The sequence below is a fragment of the Lacibacter sp. genome (genome assembly GCF_035299325.1).
In the GTDB taxonomy this organism is placed as follows: Bacteria; Bacteroidota; Bacteroidia; order Chitinophagales; family Chitinophagaceae; genus Lacibacter.
Genome location: NZ_DATGWT010000025.1, coordinates 140,070 through 160,519 on the forward strand (window position 1 = coordinate 140,070; position 20,450 = coordinate 160,519).

20 protein-coding genes are annotated in these 20,450 nt (G+C 39.8%); 17 read left to right on the forward strand and 3 right to left on the reverse strand.

The genetic code is table 11. From position 1 onward, the window contains the following. The first annotated feature begins 3 nt into the window (after positions 1-3). The 5 genes from VK159_RS14575 (at position 4) to VK159_RS14595 (ending at position 8,959) form a co-directional block, all read left to right on the forward strand. Positions 4-1,233, forward strand: coding sequence for an oligogalacturonate lyase family protein (locus VK159_RS14575; protein WP_324230888.1), 1,230 nt, complete (start codon positions 4-6; stop codon positions 1,231-1,233). 326 nt (positions 1,234-1,559) lie between these two features. Beyond that, a complete protein-coding gene (locus tag VK159_RS14580) occupies positions 1,560-4,379 on the forward strand; it encodes a glycosyl hydrolase (RefSeq protein WP_324230889.1) in 2,820 nt (939 codons plus the stop codon). 118 nt (positions 4,380-4,497) lie between these two features. Beyond that, positions 4,498-5,487, forward strand: coding sequence for an L-glyceraldehyde 3-phosphate reductase (mgrA, locus tag VK159_RS14585; RefSeq protein WP_324230890.1), 990 nt, complete (start codon positions 4,498-4,500; stop codon positions 5,485-5,487). A gap of 85 nt (positions 5,488-5,572) precedes the next feature. Beyond that, on the forward strand, positions 5,573-6,139 hold the full coding sequence (locus tag VK159_RS14590) for a hypothetical protein (RefSeq protein ID WP_324230891.1): 567 nt from the start codon (positions 5,573-5,575) through the stop codon (positions 6,137-6,139). Between the two features lie 84 nt (positions 6,140-6,223). Then, a complete protein-coding gene (locus tag VK159_RS14595) occupies positions 6,224-8,959 on the forward strand; it encodes a family 78 glycoside hydrolase catalytic domain (protein ID WP_324230892.1) in 2,736 nt (911 codons plus the stop codon). A 396-nt stretch (positions 8,960-9,355) separates the two neighbouring features. Here VK159_RS14595 and VK159_RS14600 read toward each other — a convergent pair whose 3' ends face one another. From VK159_RS14600 to VK159_RS14610, 3 genes are all read right to left on the reverse strand, one after another. Beyond that, positions 9,356-9,661 (reverse strand): hypothetical protein, encoded by a 306-nt coding sequence (locus VK159_RS14600; protein ID WP_324230893.1) that lies wholly within the window; start codon positions 9,659-9,661, stop codon positions 9,356-9,358. A gap of 109 nt (positions 9,662-9,770) precedes the next feature. Then, positions 9,771-10,190: a hypothetical protein gene (locus VK159_RS14605; RefSeq protein WP_324230894.1), complete on the reverse strand. Its 420-nt coding sequence runs from the start codon at positions 10,188-10,190 to the stop codon at positions 9,771-9,773. A gap of 70 nt (positions 10,191-10,260) precedes the next feature. Further along, positions 10,261-10,569: a hypothetical protein gene (locus VK159_RS14610; RefSeq protein WP_324230895.1), complete on the reverse strand. Its 309-nt coding sequence runs from the start codon at positions 10,567-10,569 to the stop codon at positions 10,261-10,263. Between the two features lie 108 nt (positions 10,570-10,677). Between VK159_RS14610 and VK159_RS14615 the strand changes: the two genes are divergently transcribed. The 12 genes from VK159_RS14615 to VK159_RS14670 all read left to right on the forward strand — a co-directional run bounded on the left by VK159_RS14615 (position 10,678) and on the right by VK159_RS14670 (position 20,173). Next, complete coding sequence (locus VK159_RS14615; RefSeq protein WP_324230896.1) at positions 10,678-10,902, forward strand: helix-turn-helix transcriptional regulator; 225 nt, start codon at positions 10,678-10,680, stop codon at positions 10,900-10,902. A gap of 316 nt (positions 10,903-11,218) precedes the next feature. Beyond that, positions 11,219-11,893 (forward strand): hypothetical protein, encoded by a 675-nt coding sequence (locus tag VK159_RS14620; RefSeq protein WP_324230897.1) that lies wholly within the window; start codon positions 11,219-11,221, stop codon positions 11,891-11,893. A gap of 62 nt (positions 11,894-11,955) precedes the next feature. Next, entirely contained in the window at positions 11,956-13,152 is a 1,197-nt protein-coding gene (locus tag VK159_RS14625) for a toll/interleukin-1 receptor domain-containing protein (protein WP_324230898.1), read from the forward strand. Further along, on the forward strand, positions 13,131-13,733 hold the full coding sequence (locus tag VK159_RS14630; protein ID WP_324230899.1) for a hypothetical protein: 603 nt from the start codon (positions 13,131-13,133) through the stop codon (positions 13,731-13,733). The genes VK159_RS14625 and VK159_RS14630 overlap by 22 nt, the downstream gene beginning before the upstream one ends. Before the next feature lie 4 nt (positions 13,734-13,737). Next, entirely contained in the window at positions 13,738-14,442 is a 705-nt protein-coding gene (locus VK159_RS14635) for a TIR domain-containing protein (RefSeq protein WP_324230900.1), read from the forward strand. 1 nt (position 14,443) lies between these two features. Beyond that, positions 14,444-15,022 (forward strand): toll/interleukin-1 receptor domain-containing protein, encoded by a 579-nt coding sequence (locus tag VK159_RS14640; protein WP_324230901.1) that lies wholly within the window; start codon positions 14,444-14,446, stop codon positions 15,020-15,022. Between the two features lie 385 nt (positions 15,023-15,407). Beyond that, positions 15,408-15,956: a hypothetical protein gene (locus tag VK159_RS14645; RefSeq protein ID WP_324230902.1), complete on the forward strand. Its 549-nt coding sequence runs from the start codon at positions 15,408-15,410 to the stop codon at positions 15,954-15,956. Between the two features lie 2 nt (positions 15,957-15,958). Further along, positions 15,959-16,435, forward strand: coding sequence for a hypothetical protein (locus VK159_RS14650; RefSeq protein WP_324230903.1), 477 nt, complete (start codon positions 15,959-15,961; stop codon positions 16,433-16,435). 165 nt (positions 16,436-16,600) lie between these two features. Next, on the forward strand, positions 16,601-17,068 hold the full coding sequence (locus tag VK159_RS14655) for a hypothetical protein (protein ID WP_324230904.1): 468 nt from the start codon (positions 16,601-16,603) through the stop codon (positions 17,066-17,068). Between the two features lie 433 nt (positions 17,069-17,501). Continuing rightward, positions 17,502-17,984, forward strand: a complete 483-nt coding sequence (locus tag VK159_RS14660) for a hypothetical protein (RefSeq protein WP_324230905.1) — start codon at positions 17,502-17,504, stop codon at positions 17,982-17,984. Positions 17,985-18,126: 142 nt separating this feature from the next. Continuing rightward, the gene (locus tag VK159_RS14665) at positions 18,127-18,693 is read left to right on the forward strand and encodes a hypothetical protein (RefSeq protein WP_324230906.1); all 567 of its coding nucleotides are present in this window, start codon (positions 18,127-18,129) and stop codon (positions 18,691-18,693) included. Between the two features lie 268 nt (positions 18,694-18,961). Further along, the gene (locus VK159_RS14670) at positions 18,962-20,173 is read left to right on the forward strand and encodes a hypothetical protein (protein ID WP_324230907.1); all 1,212 of its coding nucleotides are present in this window, start codon (positions 18,962-18,964) and stop codon (positions 20,171-20,173) included. Positions 20,174-20,450: the final 277 nt, after the last annotated feature.

Sequence of the window (20,450 nt, forward strand, 5' to 3'; positions counted from 1 at the left end):
AAAATGAAGTTATTCTCAACGGTTGCTCTGCTGTTCGCTACTGTATTGTCCCTGCATGCACAGGAAATGCTCGAAACCGGCGGTAAAAAAATGCCCGACGAATGGATCGATAAAGACACCAAACATCGTGTAGTGAAGTTAACAAGAATGGAAGGCAGAAGTAATCTCAGCTTCTACTTTCACAACAATCCTTTCATCGGTAACTCGATGGTGTTTTACAGCAGCAACAAAAACAATGTTGACAGCGTACGTAAACAGGAAATCTCCACTGTTGTATCCGGTAACCGCCAAATTCATTTACTCGATCTCAAAACTTTAAAGAGTGAACAACTAACATATCATCGCCTGCCGATGAATGGGGAAATCGTCGATAACAAAAAAGGAATTGTTTATTACCAGATAAGAGACACTGTCTTCTGCGTTAATGCAAAAACAAAAGAAGTAAAACAGGTATTTGTTTTTCCTGACGATTTTAAAGGAACCGTTACAGCCATTAATGCAGATGGCACATTATTGGGTGGAGCCAAATCAAGTGACGAAGAAAAAGAACTCTTTAAAAAGTATCCCAACAAATCAAGTTACTTCGATATCATTTATGAAGCAAAGCTGCCACGTACCTTGTTCACAATAAATGTAAAGACAAGAGCATTAGACAAAGTGCATAGCGATAGTGCATGGCTCAATCATGTACAGTTCTCTACTACCGACCCCAACTTATTAATGTTCTGTCATGAAGGCCCCTGGCATAAAGTAAACCGTATCTGGACGATTGATGTAAAGACAAAGAAGATCACACAGATCCACAAACGCATCATGGATATGGAAATTGCAGGACATGAATGGCCCAGTGTTGATGGACAAACTATCTGGTACGATCTGCAGCAACCACGCAGCACGAAGTTTTATGTGGAAGGTCACAATGTAAACACGGGGCAAAAAACAAAATACGAGTTACAACGTGATGAATGGAGTATTCATTTCAACAGTAATAAAGACAATAGTTTGTTTTGTGGTGATGGTGGAAACTCAGGACAAGTAGCAAGAGCAAAAGATGGGATGTGGATCTATTTATTCAAACCCGAGGGAGATAAATTCGTTTCAACTCGTTTGGTGAATATGAAACATCATAACTATCGATTGGAGCCCAATGTACATTTCAGTCCGGATGGGAAGTGGGTGATCTTTAGAGCCAACTTCGAAGGCATTGAGAATGTGTATGCGGTGGAATTATGAGTGATGAGTAATGAATGATGAGTGTACCCGCTCTTCAAAGCTTAAGCTTAGTTGTGAGTAGTCAATGGTGAGTGGTGAATGAAGAAGGAAACAGCATGAGTAATTACGGAGAGGTTAATAGGCGAGGGCTGTGCGTTGGCAAGTCCCCTCTTGGGAGGGGATTTAGGGGTGGGTTTAATGTTACGTTGCAACTTTTGTAACAAAGTTTACATCATCAACACCATGTCCCGTAGGAACAACTGATCGGTAGAAAAAAACAATAAATCATAGTTGCGTGCCGTAGGTACGCTTGATAGAACAACAAGATGAATCCTAAACAAACAACATTGAGAAAATTAATTCTTGCATCGGCAATCGTTATAAATGGTTTTGCTGCAACAGCACAAATCAACTGGCCATCAATTACCAATATCACCAAACCATGGACACGTTGGTGGTGGGAAGGAAGCGCTGTGAACAAAGCTGATCTTACCTGGAACTTACGACAATACCAGCAAGCAGGCTTAGGTGGTGTGGAGTTAACACCCATCTACGGTGTGGAAGGAACAGAAAAACAATTCATCGATTTTCTGTCACCAAAATGGATGCAGATGTTTTCGTTTACACTCAACGAATCAAAACGGTTAGGTCTTGGTGTTGACCTGGCAAATGGAACCGGTTGGCCTTTTGGCGGACCCTGGGTGAAAGAGGATGATGCCAGCAAAACTATTTTTTATAAAACGTTTAAAGTAAAAGGCGGTGAACAATTAGACGAAGCTGTTGAATACAAACAGGAAGGATTTATCCGCACAGCGAATAACAAACCGGCAACATTCGACCAGGTGTTGAAACCTGTCTGGACAAACAAGAATCTGCAGGCATTGGCATTGGACCAAATTCAATATCCCGGCAAGTTGCCATTACAAACATTGATCGCTTATTCAGATAAGAATGAAACCATCGATCTTACAACAAAGGTTGATGCAAACGGGAAATTAAACTGGACAGCTCCAACCGGTAACTGGACCTTGTATGCATTGTTTCAAGGCTTGCATGGCAAGATGGTAGAACGTGCAGCCCCCGGTGGTGAAGGTTATGCCATCGATCACTTTTCATTAAATGCAGCAACGAACTATTTCAAAAAGTTTGATGCATCGTTTAATGGCTATGATATTTCGTACCTGCGTTCGTTCTTCAACGATTCGTATGAAGTGGACGATGCAAGAGGTCAAAGCAACTGGACACCAACTTTCTTTGCTGAGTTTAAAAAGCGGAAGGGTTACGATCTGAAAACACAATTACCAGCACTGTTTGGAAAAGATACACCTGAAAAAAACAGTCGTGTGATCTATGATTACCGTTCGGTAATTGATGAACTGTTGCTGGAGCATTTCACCATGACCTGGAAAAAATGGGCAGGCACCAAAGGAAAAATGCTGCGTAACCAATCGCATGGCTCACCTGCAAATACATTAGACCTGTATAGCGTAGTTGATATTCCGGAGACAGAAGGAACCGATATTCTCCGTTTCAAATTTGCAACCTCAGCAGCAAACGTATCGGGTAAGCAATTGGTATCATCTGAGTCTGCAACCTGGCTCAATGAACATTTCTTATCCAGCTGGGGCGATGTGAAGAAGATCATCGATCTGTATTTCCTCGGCGGTGTGAATCATATATTTTATCATGGTACAGAATATTCGCCCAAAGAAGCGAAATGGCCGGGCTGGTTGTTTTATGCAGCGGTGCATTTCCAACCCACCAATCCACAATGGAACCATTTTCATGCATTGAATAGTTACATCACACGTACACAAAGTTTTTTACAGAAGGGTAAACCTGATAATGATGTGCTGCTGTATTACCCGATCGTTGATCGTTATGCAGAACCCGGCAATGTAATGCTGCAGCATTTCGATGGCATGGAACGCAACTTTGTGAATACTGATTTTGAACATGTGTCGAAATGGATGGTAGAGAAAGGATATAGTTTTGATTTCTTTAGTGAACGTCAGTTGCAAAAGTTTACCAACCGTGGTAATACGATCATCAGCAGCGGCAATGTATATCGCACCATATTATTACCTGCCAATAAACTCATCACTGAAAAAGCATTGCAGCAGTTGGTAAAACTTGCACAACAGGGAGCAGCAATACTTGTGTACAAAAATCTGCCAACCGATGTACCCGGCTTTAACCAGTTAGATGCAAGAAGAAAAAGATTTCAGCAGCTCATCAGTCAATTAAAATTTTCAAAATCAGATAACCTGCAAAAAGCAATTGTGGGCAAAGGTGCCTTCATGATCAGTGATGATCTGGATGTGTTGTTGTTGACTGCTAAAGCAAGAAAAGAAAGTTATACCGAAAAAGGATTGTCGGTATTGCGTAGAAAGAACAGTGAAGGAACCATGTGGCTCATCAACAACCGAACAGACAAACCTTTTGAAGAATGGATCGAGCTCAATACCCATGCAGCATCCATTGCATTGTTTGATGCAATGAATAATAAAAAGGGATTGGCGAAATGGCGCAGGAACAGCAAGGGTGCTGTGGAAGTATTGCTGCAATTGCAATCGTACGAAGCAATCATTGTACAATCGTATGCAACAAAGAAAACAGGTGAAGCATTTCCGTACAAAGAAAGCATTGCACAACCACAGGAAATAAAAGGAGAGTGGACGATCAACTTCCTCGACGGTGGACCAACTATTCCTGCTGCTATTACAACAACTGTATTAAAATCATGGACAGAACTAGGCGGCGATGATGCAAAGAATTTCTCCGGTACAGCGAAGTATTCGATCTCCTTTACAAAACCTGCAGGTAACGCAAAGTCATGGTTACTCGATTTAGGAACTGTAGATGAAACAGCAGAGGTGATGCTCAACGGCAAAAAAATCGCAACAGTGATCGGCCCGGTGTTTCAATGTGTGATTCCTGCATCGGCTATGCAGGCCAATAATAAACTGGAGATTATTGTTGCCAACTTAATGGCCAACCGTATCACATATATGGATAAGAATAATCTTCCCTGGAAAATATTCTATAACATTAATATGCCCGGACGTAAACCGGAAAATATAAAGAAGGGAATTTTTTCTGCTGCAGAATGGAAACCATTGTCATCGGGTTTACTGGGACCTGTAACAATAACGGCATTAAAGTGATAGTGGCTCCGTCAGACGCCCTCGTCTGACGGAATAGAATGTGAATGATAAATAATCGGGTTGTTTAATATTCGATAGAGATGAAGCCTTAACTTTCAAGCTGAAATAATATTAAGCCATGTCTTACTCAGCAAACGAACAACGTTATCAGCAAATGCAATACCGCCGTTGCGGAAAAAGCGGTATCCGGTTATCAGCACTTTCATTAGGCTTATGGCACAACTTCGGCGATGTGGATGATGAAGCAGTGTATCGCAAAACACTGCATACAGCTTTTGATTGCGGCATTACCCATTTCGATCTGGCGAATAACTATGGCCCGCCTCCCGGCAGTGCAGAAATTAATTTCGGAAAAATTTTAAAACAGGATTTTGCTGCTTATCGTGATGAGCTGATCATTTCCAGCAAAGCAGGTTATTATATGTGGCCCGGCCCTTATGGCGAGTGGGGCAGTAAGAAAAATTTAGTTGCCAGTTTAAACCAGAGTTTAAAACGCATGCAGCTCGATTACGTTGACATCTTTTATCATCATCGTCCCGATCCCAACACGCCATTGGAAGAAACGATGACTGCTTTGGATTTGATTGTTCGTCAGGGTAAGGCTTTGTATGTGGGCATTTCCAATTACAAGAGTGAAGATGCAGCAAAAGCATTTTCTATTTTAAAAGAGTTGGGCACGCCTTGTCTCATTCACCAACCCAAGTATTCGATGTTCGAAAGATGGGTGGAGAAAGATGGATTGCTGGATGTGCTTGAAGCAAACGGTGTGGGTTGTATTCCCTTCTCACCATTGGCACAGGGACTATTAACGAATAAATATCTCAAAGGAATTCCCGAAGGTTCACGTGCAACAAAAGGCGTGTTTTTAAAACAGGAACAGATTACCGAAGAAGTATTGATGAAAGTAAGAGCCCTCAACGATATCGCCACAACACGCAATCAATCTCTGGCACAAATGGCATTGGCCTGGTTGCTAAAAGATGAACGGGTAACATCGGTACTCATTGGCGCAAGCAGCAGTGCACAGTTACTTGATTCAGTTGCCTGTTTAAACAACCTGCAGTTTAGTGCAGATGAATTAAAGCAGATCGAAACAATTCTTGGGTAAGACAATGCTCATAATATAAACGTCAGCCCGGGGTCTGGCCTTAGCCGACCCCGGGAGTTAGCAGATAACTTATGTATTTTACTTTATGGCCGTTCGCACACAACATGAACAGGAAGCAAACAGTATTTATTTTGTAACATTTACCTGTTATCAATGGCTACCGTTGTTTCATCAAACGAATTCATATGATCTGGTTTATAAGTGGTTTGATTATTTGTACACACAAAACATCCGTGTTGCTGGTTATGTCATCATGCCAAATCATGTTCATGTAATGTTGTACTTCCCGGAAATGAAAAAGTCACTAAACACCGTAATCGGGAATGGGAAACGTTTTATTGCATATGAGTTTATAAAACGACTTGAAGCATCAAACGAACGTGAATTGTTACAACGCCTGGCAGCAAGTGTAAAAGTGAGTGAAAAGAAAAAAGGACAACTGCACAAAGTATTTGAAGATAGTTTTGATGCGAAGATGTGTATGTCAAAAGAGTTCATTTATCAAAAGCTGGATTATATTCATCATAATCCTACAAGTGGTAAATGGGTGTTGGCAAACGATTTTTTAAGCTACAACCATTCAAGTGCTTCGTTTTATGAGGGAACTGTTTGTATTTATGATAAATTAATGCGCATAGAAGATGTGCTGTAGTACTTGAATCCCGGGGTCGGCTGGCGCCAGACCCCGGGCAGACGTTAATCAAAACAATTTTAAGATAAATTCATTCTCATCATCATGAAAAAAATAAGCTTCCTTCTCTTCCTTCAACTACTCGTCGTATCAGTATTCGCACAGCTAAAAGTCGATCACCTCAAAACAGAAAACCTAACAAACCCAATAGGGCTTGATGTGTTGCAACCATATTTCAGCTGGCAGTTAAGTTCCAATCAACGGAATGTAATGCAATCAGCATACGAAATAAGAGTAGGTGTAGAACCCGCAGCATTAGTAAAAGGCGAGGGCATCTGGAAGAGTGGAAAAATCAATTCCGATCAATCGATTCATGTGCCCTACAAAGGCACTGCCTTACAATCGGGTAAAAAATATTACTGGCAGGTGCGTGTATATGATAACAAAGGAACAGCATCAGCATGGAGTGCAATTGCATCCTGGCAAATGGGTTTATTGAAACCAACAGACTGGAAAGCACAATGGATCGAACCCGGCTATACCGAAGACAAAGAATTTGCAGCACCATTGATGCGCAAAGAATTCAGCAATGGCAAAAAAATAAAATCAGCAACCGCCTACATCACTGCACATGGTTTGTACGAAGCACAGATCAACGGCAAACGGGTAGGAGATGCGTATCTCACACCCGGCTGGACGAGTTACAACAAACGTCTGCAATACCAGGCATACGACGTAACCAACCTGTTGAAAGATGGAGCCAATGCTATTGCTGTTACATTGGGCGATGGTTGGTATCGTGGCAACTTCTCCTTCGATCACCGGAGAAATATTTACGGAAAAGATATTGCACTGTTGCTTCAACTCGATATCGTTTATACCGATGGAACAACAGCAACCATTGCTTCTGATGCAAGCTGGAAATCATCTACAGGTGCCATCCGCTCCAATGGTATTTATCAAGGTGAAGTGGTTGATGCAACAAAAGAAAAGATGGGTTGGACAGTTGCAGGCTATGATGATAAGAACTGGACAGCAGTAAAAACATCCAACGCATCAAAAGATGTTTTAGTAGCAACCTATAACGAGCCCATCAAAAAGCATGAAACCTTTGCAACATTAAAAGTCATCACCACACCTAAAAAAGAAAAAGTGATCGACTTCGGTCAAAACCTTGTGGGCTGGGTGCAGTTAAAAGTAAAAGGTAAAGCAGGCGATACCATCAAAGTATCGCATGCAGAAGTGTTAGACAAGAACGGAAATTTTTATACCGAGAATCTGCGTAATGCAAAAGCACAGGCAGTGTATGTGTTAAAAGGAAACGGCGAAGAAATAGTTGAACCGCATTTCACCTTCTTTGGTTTCCGTTATATAAAAGTGGAAGGCATTGCAGCAGAATTGCAGCCACAGAATTTTACAGCCGTTGCTTTGTATTCTGATATGCAGCAAACAGGCAGCTTCACTTCATCCGATTCACTCATCAATCAACTGCAGCACAATATTGAATGGGGATTAAGAGGAAACTTTTTAGATGTGCCAACCGATTGTCCGCAGCGTGATGAACGTATGGGCTGGACAGGTGATGCACAGGCCTTCTTCCGCACCGCCACCTTCTTACGTGGCGTCAATAATTTCTTTACCAAATGGATGAAAGATGTGGCAGCCGATCAAACAAAATCGGGCAGTGTACCACATGTTATTCCGAATGTATTGGGCGAAGAAGGATGGGGAGCTGGTGGCAGTGCAGGCTGGGCCGATGTGTCAACCATCATCCCTTGGGAAATGTACCTGGTATATGGCGATAAACGCATTTTGGAAAACCAGTACAACAGTATGAAAGCATGGGTGGGTTATATGCAAAGCCAAAGCACTAACGATCTTTGGAATAAAGGCGATCACTTTGGCGATTGGTTGTTTTACACCATGGCCGATGATAATGATGGTAATGCCGCCATCACCAATAAATATTTAATAGCACAATGCTTTTATGCCTACTCCACGCAATTGCTCATCAATGCAGCAAAGGAATTAGGCAAGGCCGATGATGTGGCAACCTACACAGCATTGCTGCAAAAGATAAAAACAGCATTCTTAAAAGAATACACAACGCCCAATGGTGCCACCATGAGCAACACACAAACATCGTATGTGCTGGCCCTGCAGTTCGATCTGTTTCCGGAAGAATTACGTCAGCAGGCAGCCGATCGTTTGGTGAACAACATCAAACAATACGGTAATCATTTAACCACCGGATTTTTGGGCACGCCTTATTTGTGTCATGTGTTGAGTCGTTATGGTTACAGCGATGTGGCGTATACCTTGTTGTTGCAAAAAACCTATCCATCGTGGTTGTATCCTGTAACAAAAGGCGCTACTACTATTTGGGAACGTTGGGATGGTATCCGCACCAACGGCGATTTCCAGGCCATTACCATGAACTCCTTTAACCATTATGCATACGGCGCCATCGGCGACTGGATGTATCGTGTAATGGTTGGTTTGGATATCGATAAAGAGGGTATTGGTTATAAGAAGATCCGTATACAACCGCATGTGGGTGGAAAGTTCACCCATGCATCTGCCCGCTACGAAACACAATACGGTACACTCAGCAGTGGCTGGAAAATAGAGAATGGTAAACTGATGCTGCATGCTTTAGTTCCGGCCAATACAACCGCCACCATTTATATTCCTGCAGCTGCTGCAACCGATGTGTTGGAAAGCGGTCAGCCGCTGGCGTTAGTAAAAGAACTACAGGTAGTGGGTAAGGAGAAAGAATATGTGGTAGTGAAAGTAGGTTCGGGGAAATATGAATTCAGTACGAACTACGCTGCCAAATAACTGTACTGCTGTTGCAATATAGTTGTCATCCCGAGGAACGAGGGATCTGTTGGGCTGTAGTGCAAGAGATGGACAGATTCCTCCTTCGTCGGAATGACAAAAAGGTTGGTCTGTTGTATTAACGTCTGACCGGGATCTGGCCTTAGCCGGCCCTGAACCGGAGTTGAACTCTGTCGGATTTATACGTCGTGAGCGCTTTAAATAGGCTGTATATAGGCTTTATATAGGGAGTATAGTGGGAGTATCCTGCCTTTAGGAGCGAAGGATGAGCGAAGGATGAAGGCAGTAGGCAATAGGCAAAGGGATTGGGAGTTTGGAATTGCTGTGCTGCATTGAGATGTTGGGGGGGGGAAGGGAACCCAGGCTGTGATTGGAGGCACTGTAGACGGTTGTGCGTCAGGATTTTGATTTACGTTTTTTCTTTTTCTTTTCGTGTTGCCGGTATAATTGGTTTACGGCATCGATGAAAAGGATGCTGTGTTCGTAAAAAAAGAGGCGGTTGTGGCGGCGGATGCCATCTTTTACCTGCTCCATGTGATCGCCGGAGAGGGTGCCCACGGTGAGGAGCCAGAGTTCTTCCTTGACTCCTTCGGCAGAATAAACGTGCATAAAATCATGAATGATTTCCCAGAGTTCTTTTTTGGAGGGATTGCCACTGAGTATTTGTTTGTACTGACGGTGGGTGGGTGAAAGCGTGCTCATGTGATGATGTTTTATGCTGCTGTTGATATGAGTTGTCTTCCCGAGGATACGAGGGAACTGTTGGTTATGTTGCTCACGGATTGCACGGAGGTACACGGATGAAATACAGTTAAGGCGAGCCGGGAAAGGCGGTGATAATATTTCCAGCGGGGCAGGTGATGACTGTAATGAGGGAAGTGGGATTGCCGTTACGTTCGTGCCCGATGATGGTGCCTGTGTCTTTGGTGCGGTAATAATTCAAGGTGCCGTGTACAGGGTGTGTTGTTTCTTCCTTTGCTTCTTTGATGTGTTGAATGATGTCGTGAACAGGCAGGCAAAACTTTCCTGTGCCAGGGTGCCGTTCAATGCGGTAGTAGTGCCGTTCAATGATGTGGGCAAATGCTGTGATGCTGAGATAGTAGGACTTCTGTTTTAAACGGCTTGAGTTTGGTAACAGAGCAAACAGATCATGACTCATTTGTGTGAGCCATTGCTGTGTGTCGGAAAGGAGGAAGAGCAGTTTGATGAATTCCTGTTCGGAGTAAGACATAGATAAGACGGTTAAGGGTTAGGGTTATGGGTTAAGGGTAGCCACTGATGGACGCTGATTAACGCAGATGTTATTTACTTTTCTTTTTGGGTTTTGTTTTTGGTTTGCTGGTTGACTGATGATGGAACCACACGGCTTCGATGAATATCTCGAGCTCGTAATAGAACCAGAGGATGCTGTCTCTTTCTTTAGCATCTTCGAAATGGGTGTTGTTTGTTGTAAGGGCTATTTCGGTAAGAGCGGCGAGTGAGCGACGGATCTCGTGGAGATGGTAGGCACCGAAAAAATTTTGAATGAAGTTGCCGGCCAGTTTTGCTTCCTTGTTACTTAAGCGTACCGGTGTATTGTTGAATTGCGGTGGGAGTTGATGGTATAGCATTGGCAATTTTTAATAGTCAGCAAATAATATGACAAACGTAAAAACAATATTTTAAAATGTCAACTTTTAATATGACATTTTTCAAAATTATTTTCAGCACATTGTGATGTGAAAAAAACAGATTTAAATAAGAAGATCGGACAACGAATTATCGACCAGCGAACGAAGAGGGGTTTTACACAAGCAGATTTAGCAAGAGCCTGCGGTAAAGACAGACAGGCCATTGAAAAATTGGAAAGCGGAAAAGTGAACCCTACACTTTATACACTTTATGAAATAGCCAAGGCATTGGATATTTCTATTACCTCTCTTGTTGATTTTAAAGCAAGTTGATTGTTTTTTAGTATTTTACAGCTGCGCCAGCAAGTGAACCAGCTACCGTGAACCACCGGAACAGCCAGAGCTAACCCAAATCCGATAGCTATCGGATCCACGCTTTACCCCGGACAATTTTATTTTGATTGCTGCGCAGGAGAAGAGGAGAGATGATGTGCGGGGATACTATAGAGATTTATTGGAAAAAAATGTACCACAGCTTTATCCGTTATAAGCGTTAAGAAATGTTTGTCTCAGATAATGAAAAAAGAATTGTAATAGTTTGGTATCCTAAATTATAGTGTTAAACCTAATTTTATAGCCTCCATAACCAATGACCACAAATTTTACACTTAGAGACTTTTTTGTTTACCTATTGTCTGGTTTGACGCTACTTATTTGTTTGGGGACTATTTTCCATGCCGAACTTTTCAGGTTAACTGTTATTTTTTTTGACAAGTATGATTTTGTAAAAGAATTTTCCTTTCTGGTGACAATTTTATTAATACCAGCAATCTACCTTTTGGGGCACATCATTGGTTCGTTAAGTTATGGCTCACTTCAATTCTTTGTTTGGACAGACAAAAAGTTCAAAAAATCAGGCAAGCAAATACCAAAATGGAAATATTTTATTTTAATTAAACTTCAACAATTATTTTATAGACAAAGAGTAGTTTATGCAGTTATAAAATGGACAAAGTCTGACAGCTCAGAAAAGCCTTTTAAAAGTGTGGCTGAGTTTTGGACCTCTTGTGCCAAACTGCAAATTGAAAAAATTTATACTCCAGCTGAATACTGGTATGTCTTAAATGAATTATTCAATTCAATAAACTTAATCTTTTTCATCTCGACAATAATTTCATTTCTAAATAAACAGTGGATTTTAGGAATACTCTATTTAGTAATGACAATTTTTGCATTCAAAAGAGCGAAGCAATATGCAGCCCATTTCATACAGGCAGTGGTTAATTTGACAGTTGCAAGACAGAATACCCAACCGGGGAAATGAAAAATACTACCGTAAACATTGAAATCGACGAAATGGGGAATGCTAAAAATTAATAATAGAATATGCAGTATAAATATCAATTGATTTTACTCGGTTCTGAAGTTGGGGCTAAATCTCAAATACTATCAAAACTATTTCAAAAACTAAAAGATTTGGGTTTGTCAGATAATATTTTGAGAATTGTTGTGGCTGAAAATTTTTCCTCGGATTACTTGGGAAATCAACCTGCTTTTGGAGTCTATTTTGGGGATATAGATGGAAAACATAAAGATTTAGATATTACAGAAAGACTATTGAAGGAAGGAACAATGATTCTACCCGTATATTTTGGTATTCCGGATGATGGGGCTTTCGCAAAAGAAATTCCATATATTTTATCTAATCAAAATGGGATTCGATTTATTGAAAGTGAAACAGATAGAATTGCCAATATCATTCTAGAGTCATTCGAGTTGCTTAGAAGCACAAGAAAAATTTTTATTAGTTACAGAAGGAATGAATCAACTTCTGTAGCGATCCAATTATATGAAGCTCTTGAATCCTATAATTATGATGTGTTCTTGGATACCCATACTATTGGGAAAGGCGAACCATTTCAAGATGAAATATGGCATAGAATGACTGATTGTGATGTTATAGTTTTGCTTAACACCCCTAAATTTTTAGAAAGTCATTGGTGCAAGGAAGAATTTGCAGAAGCGAGTACAAAAAAAATAGGTTTAGTTCAACTGGTTTGGCCAAATCATGACATCAAAAAAATAGATTCTGGATCGCACATAAGCTACCCACTAATTTTAAAAGAATCAGACTTTGTTGATAATATCTACAACAATAAAGACAAGTCAAAACTAGTTGATATTGCAGTTGAGGAAATAATTCAAAAAGTTGAGTCTGTTAGGGCAAGAAACTTAGCTTCAAGACAAGATAATCTTATAACTGACTTTAGAAATATTGCAGTCGAATGTGGACGAAATGTAACGGTTCAGCCAGAAAAATTTATTACTGAAGATCTGCCTTCTGGAAAAAGAATTATTTATATACCTACAATTGGAATTCCTCAATCGACTAGTTGTCAATCCGCTGAAATCAGACATGAATTAGAAGTTAATATGAGCACTTCTGTTAGGCTGATTTATGATGATTTAAGAATCAGAGATAAATGGTTAAAGCATCTCGATTGGTTAAATGACAACTTCAAAAAAGATATTCTAACATTAAAGAAACAAGACTTTAAATCATGGCTTCTGGCAACAAAATAAAGAATATTTTTCTATCAGCTAGCATTCCTCTGCCTGAGAGAGACCCTCAATATATCGAGACTGCTGATATTATTGCAATAAGAGATGCTGTTGTTTCACTTGCTACAACAGTGCTTCCGTATCATCGAATTGTTTGGGGTGGGCATCCATCTATTACTCCGCTGATATATTATGTAATGGAGAAATTGGGCTTAAACATTCAAGATCATGTTACACTTTATCAATCTAGAATATTTGAAAAAAAATTCCCTGCAGATAATAATAAATTTAGTAATGTGGTATTGACTGATATTGTCGGTAATGACCGTGATAAATCCTTATTACATATGCGGGAGAGAATGTTATCAGAATTTGAATTTTCCGCAGCTGTATTTATTGGAGGCATGGATGGTATTGAAACTGAATATAAAATGTTTAGGGAGAAATTTCCAAAAGCTTTAATTCTTCCAATCGCAAGTACAGGTGCTGCAACCAAAATCGTTTACGACAATTTTCTCCCCGAAGAAATGAAAAATGAACGGCTCCTAAAGGATTATGGATATATGTCTTTATTTCAGAAATTTTTAATTGATAAATTATAAAACGATGGGTAGAAAAGTTTTTGTTTCCTACAAGTATAAAGATGAAAAAGTTGCAAAAATTAATGACACCTATTATGAGGAAGTTAATGGTCGCATGATAAATAATCTTAGAAATACACGTGTGAGAGATTATGTAGACAAACTGCAAGAGAAAATCGGTGCAGGTAACATTAATCTAGGTGAACGAGATGGTGAAAGTCTAGAAAACTTCTCTGATGAAAAAATTGAAACGTTATTAAAACAAAGAATCAGACAGTGTAGTGTTACGATAGTGATGATTTCTAAGGGTATGAAGGAAGTTGTAAAATCTGAAAAAGAACAATGGATTCCTTGGGAAGTTTCATATTCTTTACGGACAGTCCCAACAGGCGGATATACAAAACAGATGAATGCTGTACTAGGAATTGTTTTACCAGACGAAAACGGGACCTATGAATGGTATTATACATCAAATCCAAATTGTAACAGCATAACACATCACAAAGGACAACTGTTTAAAATCCTGCGTGACAATATGTTTAATATCTTAAAAAAAGAAATAAGAGAATGTAATGGGTCTCAGATTCATGAAAATGATGAGCCATCATTAATTAAAACTGTAAAGTGGGGAGATTTTATGAATGGAAATAACCATGAGTTCTATATTGAGAAATCTATTGAAATAAAGGATGATGAAAAATCCTATGATGTTCACGTAAATCTTGATTAAAATGGGTTTAATTACCGAAACACAGCTCCAAAATCAGCGAAGATCAGTTAAAACACTTTCATCTGTGAATGAAAGTCTACTGAATTTTAAAAGGGAAAGTTCTTTTTTTAAAACAAAAATATTTTTGTCACATAAGCACGATGAAAAGGAATATCTTGAAGGTGCAATTTCGATTTTGAAAACTTTTGGTGTAGATATATATGTCGACTGGCTAGATGAAGGAATGCCTAAAACAACTTCAGGCGAAACTGCTGTCAAAATAAAAGAAAAGATTAAAGAAACCCACAAGTTTGTATTACTTGCAACAGAATCAGCAATAAATTCCAAATGGTGCAACTGGGAACTTGGGCTTGGTGATGCTGCTAAATATATTGAGCATATCGCATTATTTCCCATTAAAAAGGATTATTCAGATTTTTCCGGCAGTGAATACTTGGAAATCTACCCTTACATTTTCAACATAGATTACTATCAATATTTTAAAGGAGATTACAGATCACAAGGAACATATTTAGTTTATCCGTCAGTTAATGGTAACAACAAAGTTGTTCCTATTGCTCAATGGTTAAGAAACAGGTGAAATTATATTTGTGCCCTTGCTGTAGTTCTTTTGGAAGCAACATGTCTCAAAAATTACTGATATTTAATTAAAAGAAACTTTATGTGCTGTTGTGTAACGAATAAGAGAAAAAAATGGTGTAAACGCAATGTCCTTTTAGGAGTTGTAGCTAGAAAAAAAGAAACGAAACAAAAGTATTTGCAATCCAGCTGTTAAAATAGCAAATCCTGTTTGTAACTATCAGCAGTAACTTGGAACAGATGTTTCTTTTGCAGAATTGATACCTTAACGTCAGTATATATTTTATATGAATATTTGTACAGGCTTAAACAAATGATGAAAACCCTTCCTTCGAAAATAATTCAATGTTAGGCGAATTTATTAACAACTAAATATATTGATAATAATGAGTTATAAGATTCCGATTTTTCTTAGTTATCCTAAACCGCATTTAAAACGTCAAGATCAGTTTATTGAAAAAGTTAAGTCTATTCTTAATGAAAAAGGATTTTTAGCAAGAACTTTAGGAGTAACTGACTATGACATGGAAGAACCTTTAACTGCGATTCGAAGATTAATGTTAGAGTGCAACGGTATTATCACAGTAGCTTTTAGAAGAACGTTTATTGAAAGAGGTGCGATAAAACCACAAACAGATTATGATGACAATGTAATACTTTTAGAAAATTCATGGATTACAAGTCCTTACAGTCATATTGAACCAGCAATGGCATTTCAAATTGGACTACCTGTCCTTATTATTAGAGAAAAAGGTGTGATAGCAGATGGAGTTTTAGAAAAAGGAATAATTGGAACGTATTTGCCTGAATTTAATTTAGACGGCGATGTTGAAAAATATTTAAAATCTAATGAATGGAATCAGATACTGGGAAAATGGGAGGGTTATGTTCGTAAAGTAGTAGATAACAAAGGTAAACCACCAAAACTATATTAACTATGAATTTACTTAACTGGCTAAAAAAATGGAAACTTGAAAAGTTGAAAATCAACGCTAAGTTTTTAGAAATTGAATTGAATTTTACAGATTCTGACAAAGCAGCTGCTTGGGAATTATATGTTGAGTTACTAACAAGAGTTGCAACTCAGCAACTTTCGAAAGATGGAGGGGACGAGAAACAGGCCTTACAAAGTATTTACAATATTTTCCCATTAACAAGAGAGATTTTGAAAAAAAATGGCCCGGATTGTTTTGAATTTACAAAAATTGCAGTTGTTGTTTTGAATCAGATAATTAGGCCGTTTGCAACTAAATGGCACAAAACTTTAAATTATGATCAGGAAATTGATATGCCCACAAAAAATGAATTTCGAAGTAGTTTAGAATCTTTAAGAGTGGATATAATTCGTTATGCACAACTATTAAGTGAAATAGCTGGCGTTGAAGATTTAACTGAGCTAGAACTTGAAGCATAAAGTTTATTGTTTTAATTTTCTGTCAGGCCGAGGTCTGGCCTTAGCCGCCCCCGGCAGTTAGAATGTATCGTTTGTATCTTTCACCATGGCAGTTCGCACACAACATGAAGAAGAAGCAAACAGAATTAATACAATGAAGCAGCAAAACGTTGGCTGCAATTATACATGCGCATAAACGGAACTTATATTGAACGTCTTTTTGTTGTCATTCTTCCTCTAATGATTGCAGGCATTTTAATTGTATGGCTGCTTGCTGGAGTAACAAAAATTAATTTGAACGAATTAGTTTTTGTTTGCACCCTTATAGCGTGCTTTTTTTGGCTTATTGACTCGATATGGATTGCAACAAAGAAGGTGAAATCTCTCATCCTTGATAACGGTATTTATTTCGGCGGGGAGTTAATAGCGGTGACTTCGATTATCAAAATTGTTCCATTCAATAACGGAACTACAAGATGGGAAATAGAAATGCTCGAGTTTACGCTATCAGATAGCCGGGTTATTTATGTGCTCGATAAACCATACCCAATTTATAAGCCCTTTCTAAAGAATACAGGTTCTAAAACACTTGCTCTTTTAATCAAATATTATCCTGGCTTGAAATCCAGGATACGAGTCACCAGATCTGGTTAATTCCATTTGTCCTGTGAACTAGCGTTAATAATCTAACCACATTATACTATTTCAAAACAAGTAACGGATATGTACAGGTCGGGAGACCTGCACCAGTAAAGTATTGACGATGTGATGTAGTACTGTGATCCCGGGGTCGGCTAAGGCCAGACCCCGGGCGGGCGTAAGAGCCTTTATTGCAAATGATTTGGGTGAGCATACAATCTAACCAAAACATACTATTCCAAAATAAGTAACGGATAGGCACAGGTCGGGCGACCTGCACCAGCAAAAATCGAAGGGTTGCTAACATAGGCTTGCCAAAATGCCAGCTGAAGAATATGTTACCAGCTTTTGAATCAGCAACAAGCTGTATATCTTTATGCTAACGACAAGGCAAAGGAGGCCGGTACTTCGGCAAGCCTTGAACATTAGCGAAAATCACAGAAAGGCTATGCGAAACATATTATTTACAGGTCTGCTTATAACTATACTTTCATTATCCTCTTGCTCAATGATCTTTTGGGCTTACGTAAGGAACATATCTAATGATACAGCGCTGATTGATGTATATCTACTTGATAAATCCGATTGGCGCACTTTGCCCAATCAAATTAAAACGGCCCATGAGGCAGTCTCATTCAAAGCTGGTTATACCAAAAGGTTCGACAGCTACACCAACGTAACTTGGGTAGACACAGCACATTTTAAAGTAATGCTACCACCGAACACAACGCTTGACTTAAATGACCTTGCGGGCATGTTCTACAACGGTGGTAGCACAAAAGATATTCTTGTTGTAATTACTACACAATCCAGATTGGACACCCTTTTAAAAGGCCGTTATGAGTTCTTAAAGGAACCGCATTTATTTAAAACTGTAGGAACCTTTAAGCCATTCTTTTACAAACCTGTGTTGGTTTATGATGTCAGGTAAGTTTGCCTTATGCTCTTCCGCTAACACAAGTTTCAAGCAATACAGACAGAAGTATATGCGTTCAGCAGAAGATTTTTTGTCGGCCCGGGGTCTGGCCTCGGCCGACCCCAGGAGTTAGAATTCATCTTTTGTATCTTACATCATGGCCGTTCGCACACAACATGAGCAGGAAGCAAACAGTATTTATTTTGTAACGTTTACCTGTTATCAATGGCTGCTGTTGTTTCAGCAAACCGATTCATACGACTTGGTGTATAAATGGTTTGATTACTTGCATACACAAAACATTCGTATTACCGGTTATGTCATCATGCCCAATCATGCACATGTAATGCTGTATTTCCCTGAAATGAAAAAGTCGTTGAATACCGTAATCGGAAATGGGAAACGCTTTATCGCATATGAAATTGTAAAACGTCTTGAAGCATCAAACGAAAGCGGACTGTTGCAACAGTTGGCAGCAGGTGTAAAGGAAAGTGAAAAGAAGAAAGGACAACTGCACAAAGTATTTGAAGATAGTTTTGATGCGAAGAAGTGTATGTCAAAAGACTTCATCTATCAAAAACTGGATTATATACATCATAATCCCACAAGTGGTAAATGGATGCTGGCAAAAGATTATTTAAGCTATGCCCATTCAAGTGCGTTGTTTTATGAAGAAGCTGTTTGTGTATACGATAAGTTAATGCGCATTGAAGATGTGCTATAGTGCATAAATCCCGGGGTCGGCTGAGGCCAGACCCCAATAAGTTAATGCGTATTGAAGATGTGCTGTAGTGTGTAAATCCCGGGGTCGGCTAAGGCCAGACCCCGGGCGGACGAAAAGGCTATGCACATTCAGGTACTTTGTTTTATGAAGGATCAGTTTGCTGATATGATGAGTTCATGCGTATTGAAGATGTGCTGTAGTAGTGGAATCCCGGGGTCGGCTGTGGCCAGACCCCGGGCCGACAAAAAACATTTCTCTATTTTCGGGTATGACTGTAACCATCATCATCAGCCTTTGTTTGCTGTTGCTTATAGCGTATGTGTTCGATCTTACATCGTCGAAAACAAAAGTGCCCTCAGTTATCCTCCTGTTGTTATCGGGATGGCTGGTGAAACAGTTGGCTTCCTGGCTACATATTCAGTTGCCCGATTTTTCGCCGTTATTACCCGTACTGGGTACCATCGGTTTAATTTTAATTGTGCTGGAGGGTTCACTGGAGCTGGAGCTGAACCGGTCTAAGTTGGGGCTCATCCGCAAGTCTTTCTTCGGCGCTTTTGTGCCGATGCTTGCCCTGGCATTTTTGCTTGCCTTTGCGTTTTATGCCAGTGGTCATTTTTCGTTGAAAGACGGTTTGCTGAATGCCATGCCGCTCTGTGTTATCAGCAGTGCCATTGCCATACCCAGTGTGCGCAACCTTTCGGGGCAACACAAAGAGTTTATTATTTATGAAAGCAGTTTATCGGATATACTGGGTGTGATTGTATTTAATTTTCTTGCTTACAACGAAATCGTCAGTGCCGGTTCGTTCGGCCATTTTGCGCTGGAGTTGCTGATTATTGCCGTGGTATCGTTTATTGCAACCATTGCCCTTGCTTTTTTGCTGAACAAAATTGAACATCACATTAAGTTTATACCAATCATCCTCATTATCATTTTAATTTATGCGGTATCGAAAGTGTATCATTTGCCGGGCCTGATTTTTATCCTGTTTTTCGGTTTATCCATCGGCAACCTTGATGAGCTGAAACGGTTTAGATGGATTGAAAAGCTTCAACCCGATGAGCTGAACAGGGAAGTGATTAAGTTTCGTGAATTAACAAGCGAAGCTGCCTTTGTAATACGTGCGTCGTTCTTTTTGTTATTTGGTTTCTTAATTGAAACGAGTACTGTGTTAAATGCCGATACGTTTGTATGGGCCCTGGCCATTGTGTTGATTATTGTGTTGTTCCGATATGTGCAACTGCGTTTATCGAAATTACCGTTGCGGCCCTTATTGTTTGTGGCGCCACGTGGATTGATTACCATTTTGTTGTTTTTGTCGATTGACCCTGCCCATACTATTCCGTTGGTTAATCAATCGCTTATTATCCAGGTTATTCTTTTAATGGCGCTGCTGATGATGTTCGGGTTGATGACGCATAAACGAAACCCGTTAGACGAGGATAAGACGATTGCTGATCCAAAGCTGATGAAGCACTAAGCAGCCTGCTTGCTGAGATTGTGCTGTTATTAACCTCTCTGGCCGGTGTCCAGACGTTACTAATCTAAACACAACATACCATTCCAAACTAAGTAACGGATAGGTACAGGTCGGGAGACCTGCAGCAGTAACTGCTATGCATATTCAAATACTTTGATTTATGAAGGATCAGTTGGCTGGTATGATGAGTTCATGCGTATTGAAGATGTGCTGTAGTAGTGGAATCCCGGGGTCGGCTGTGGCCAGACCCCGGGCCGACAAACAACATATATATTTG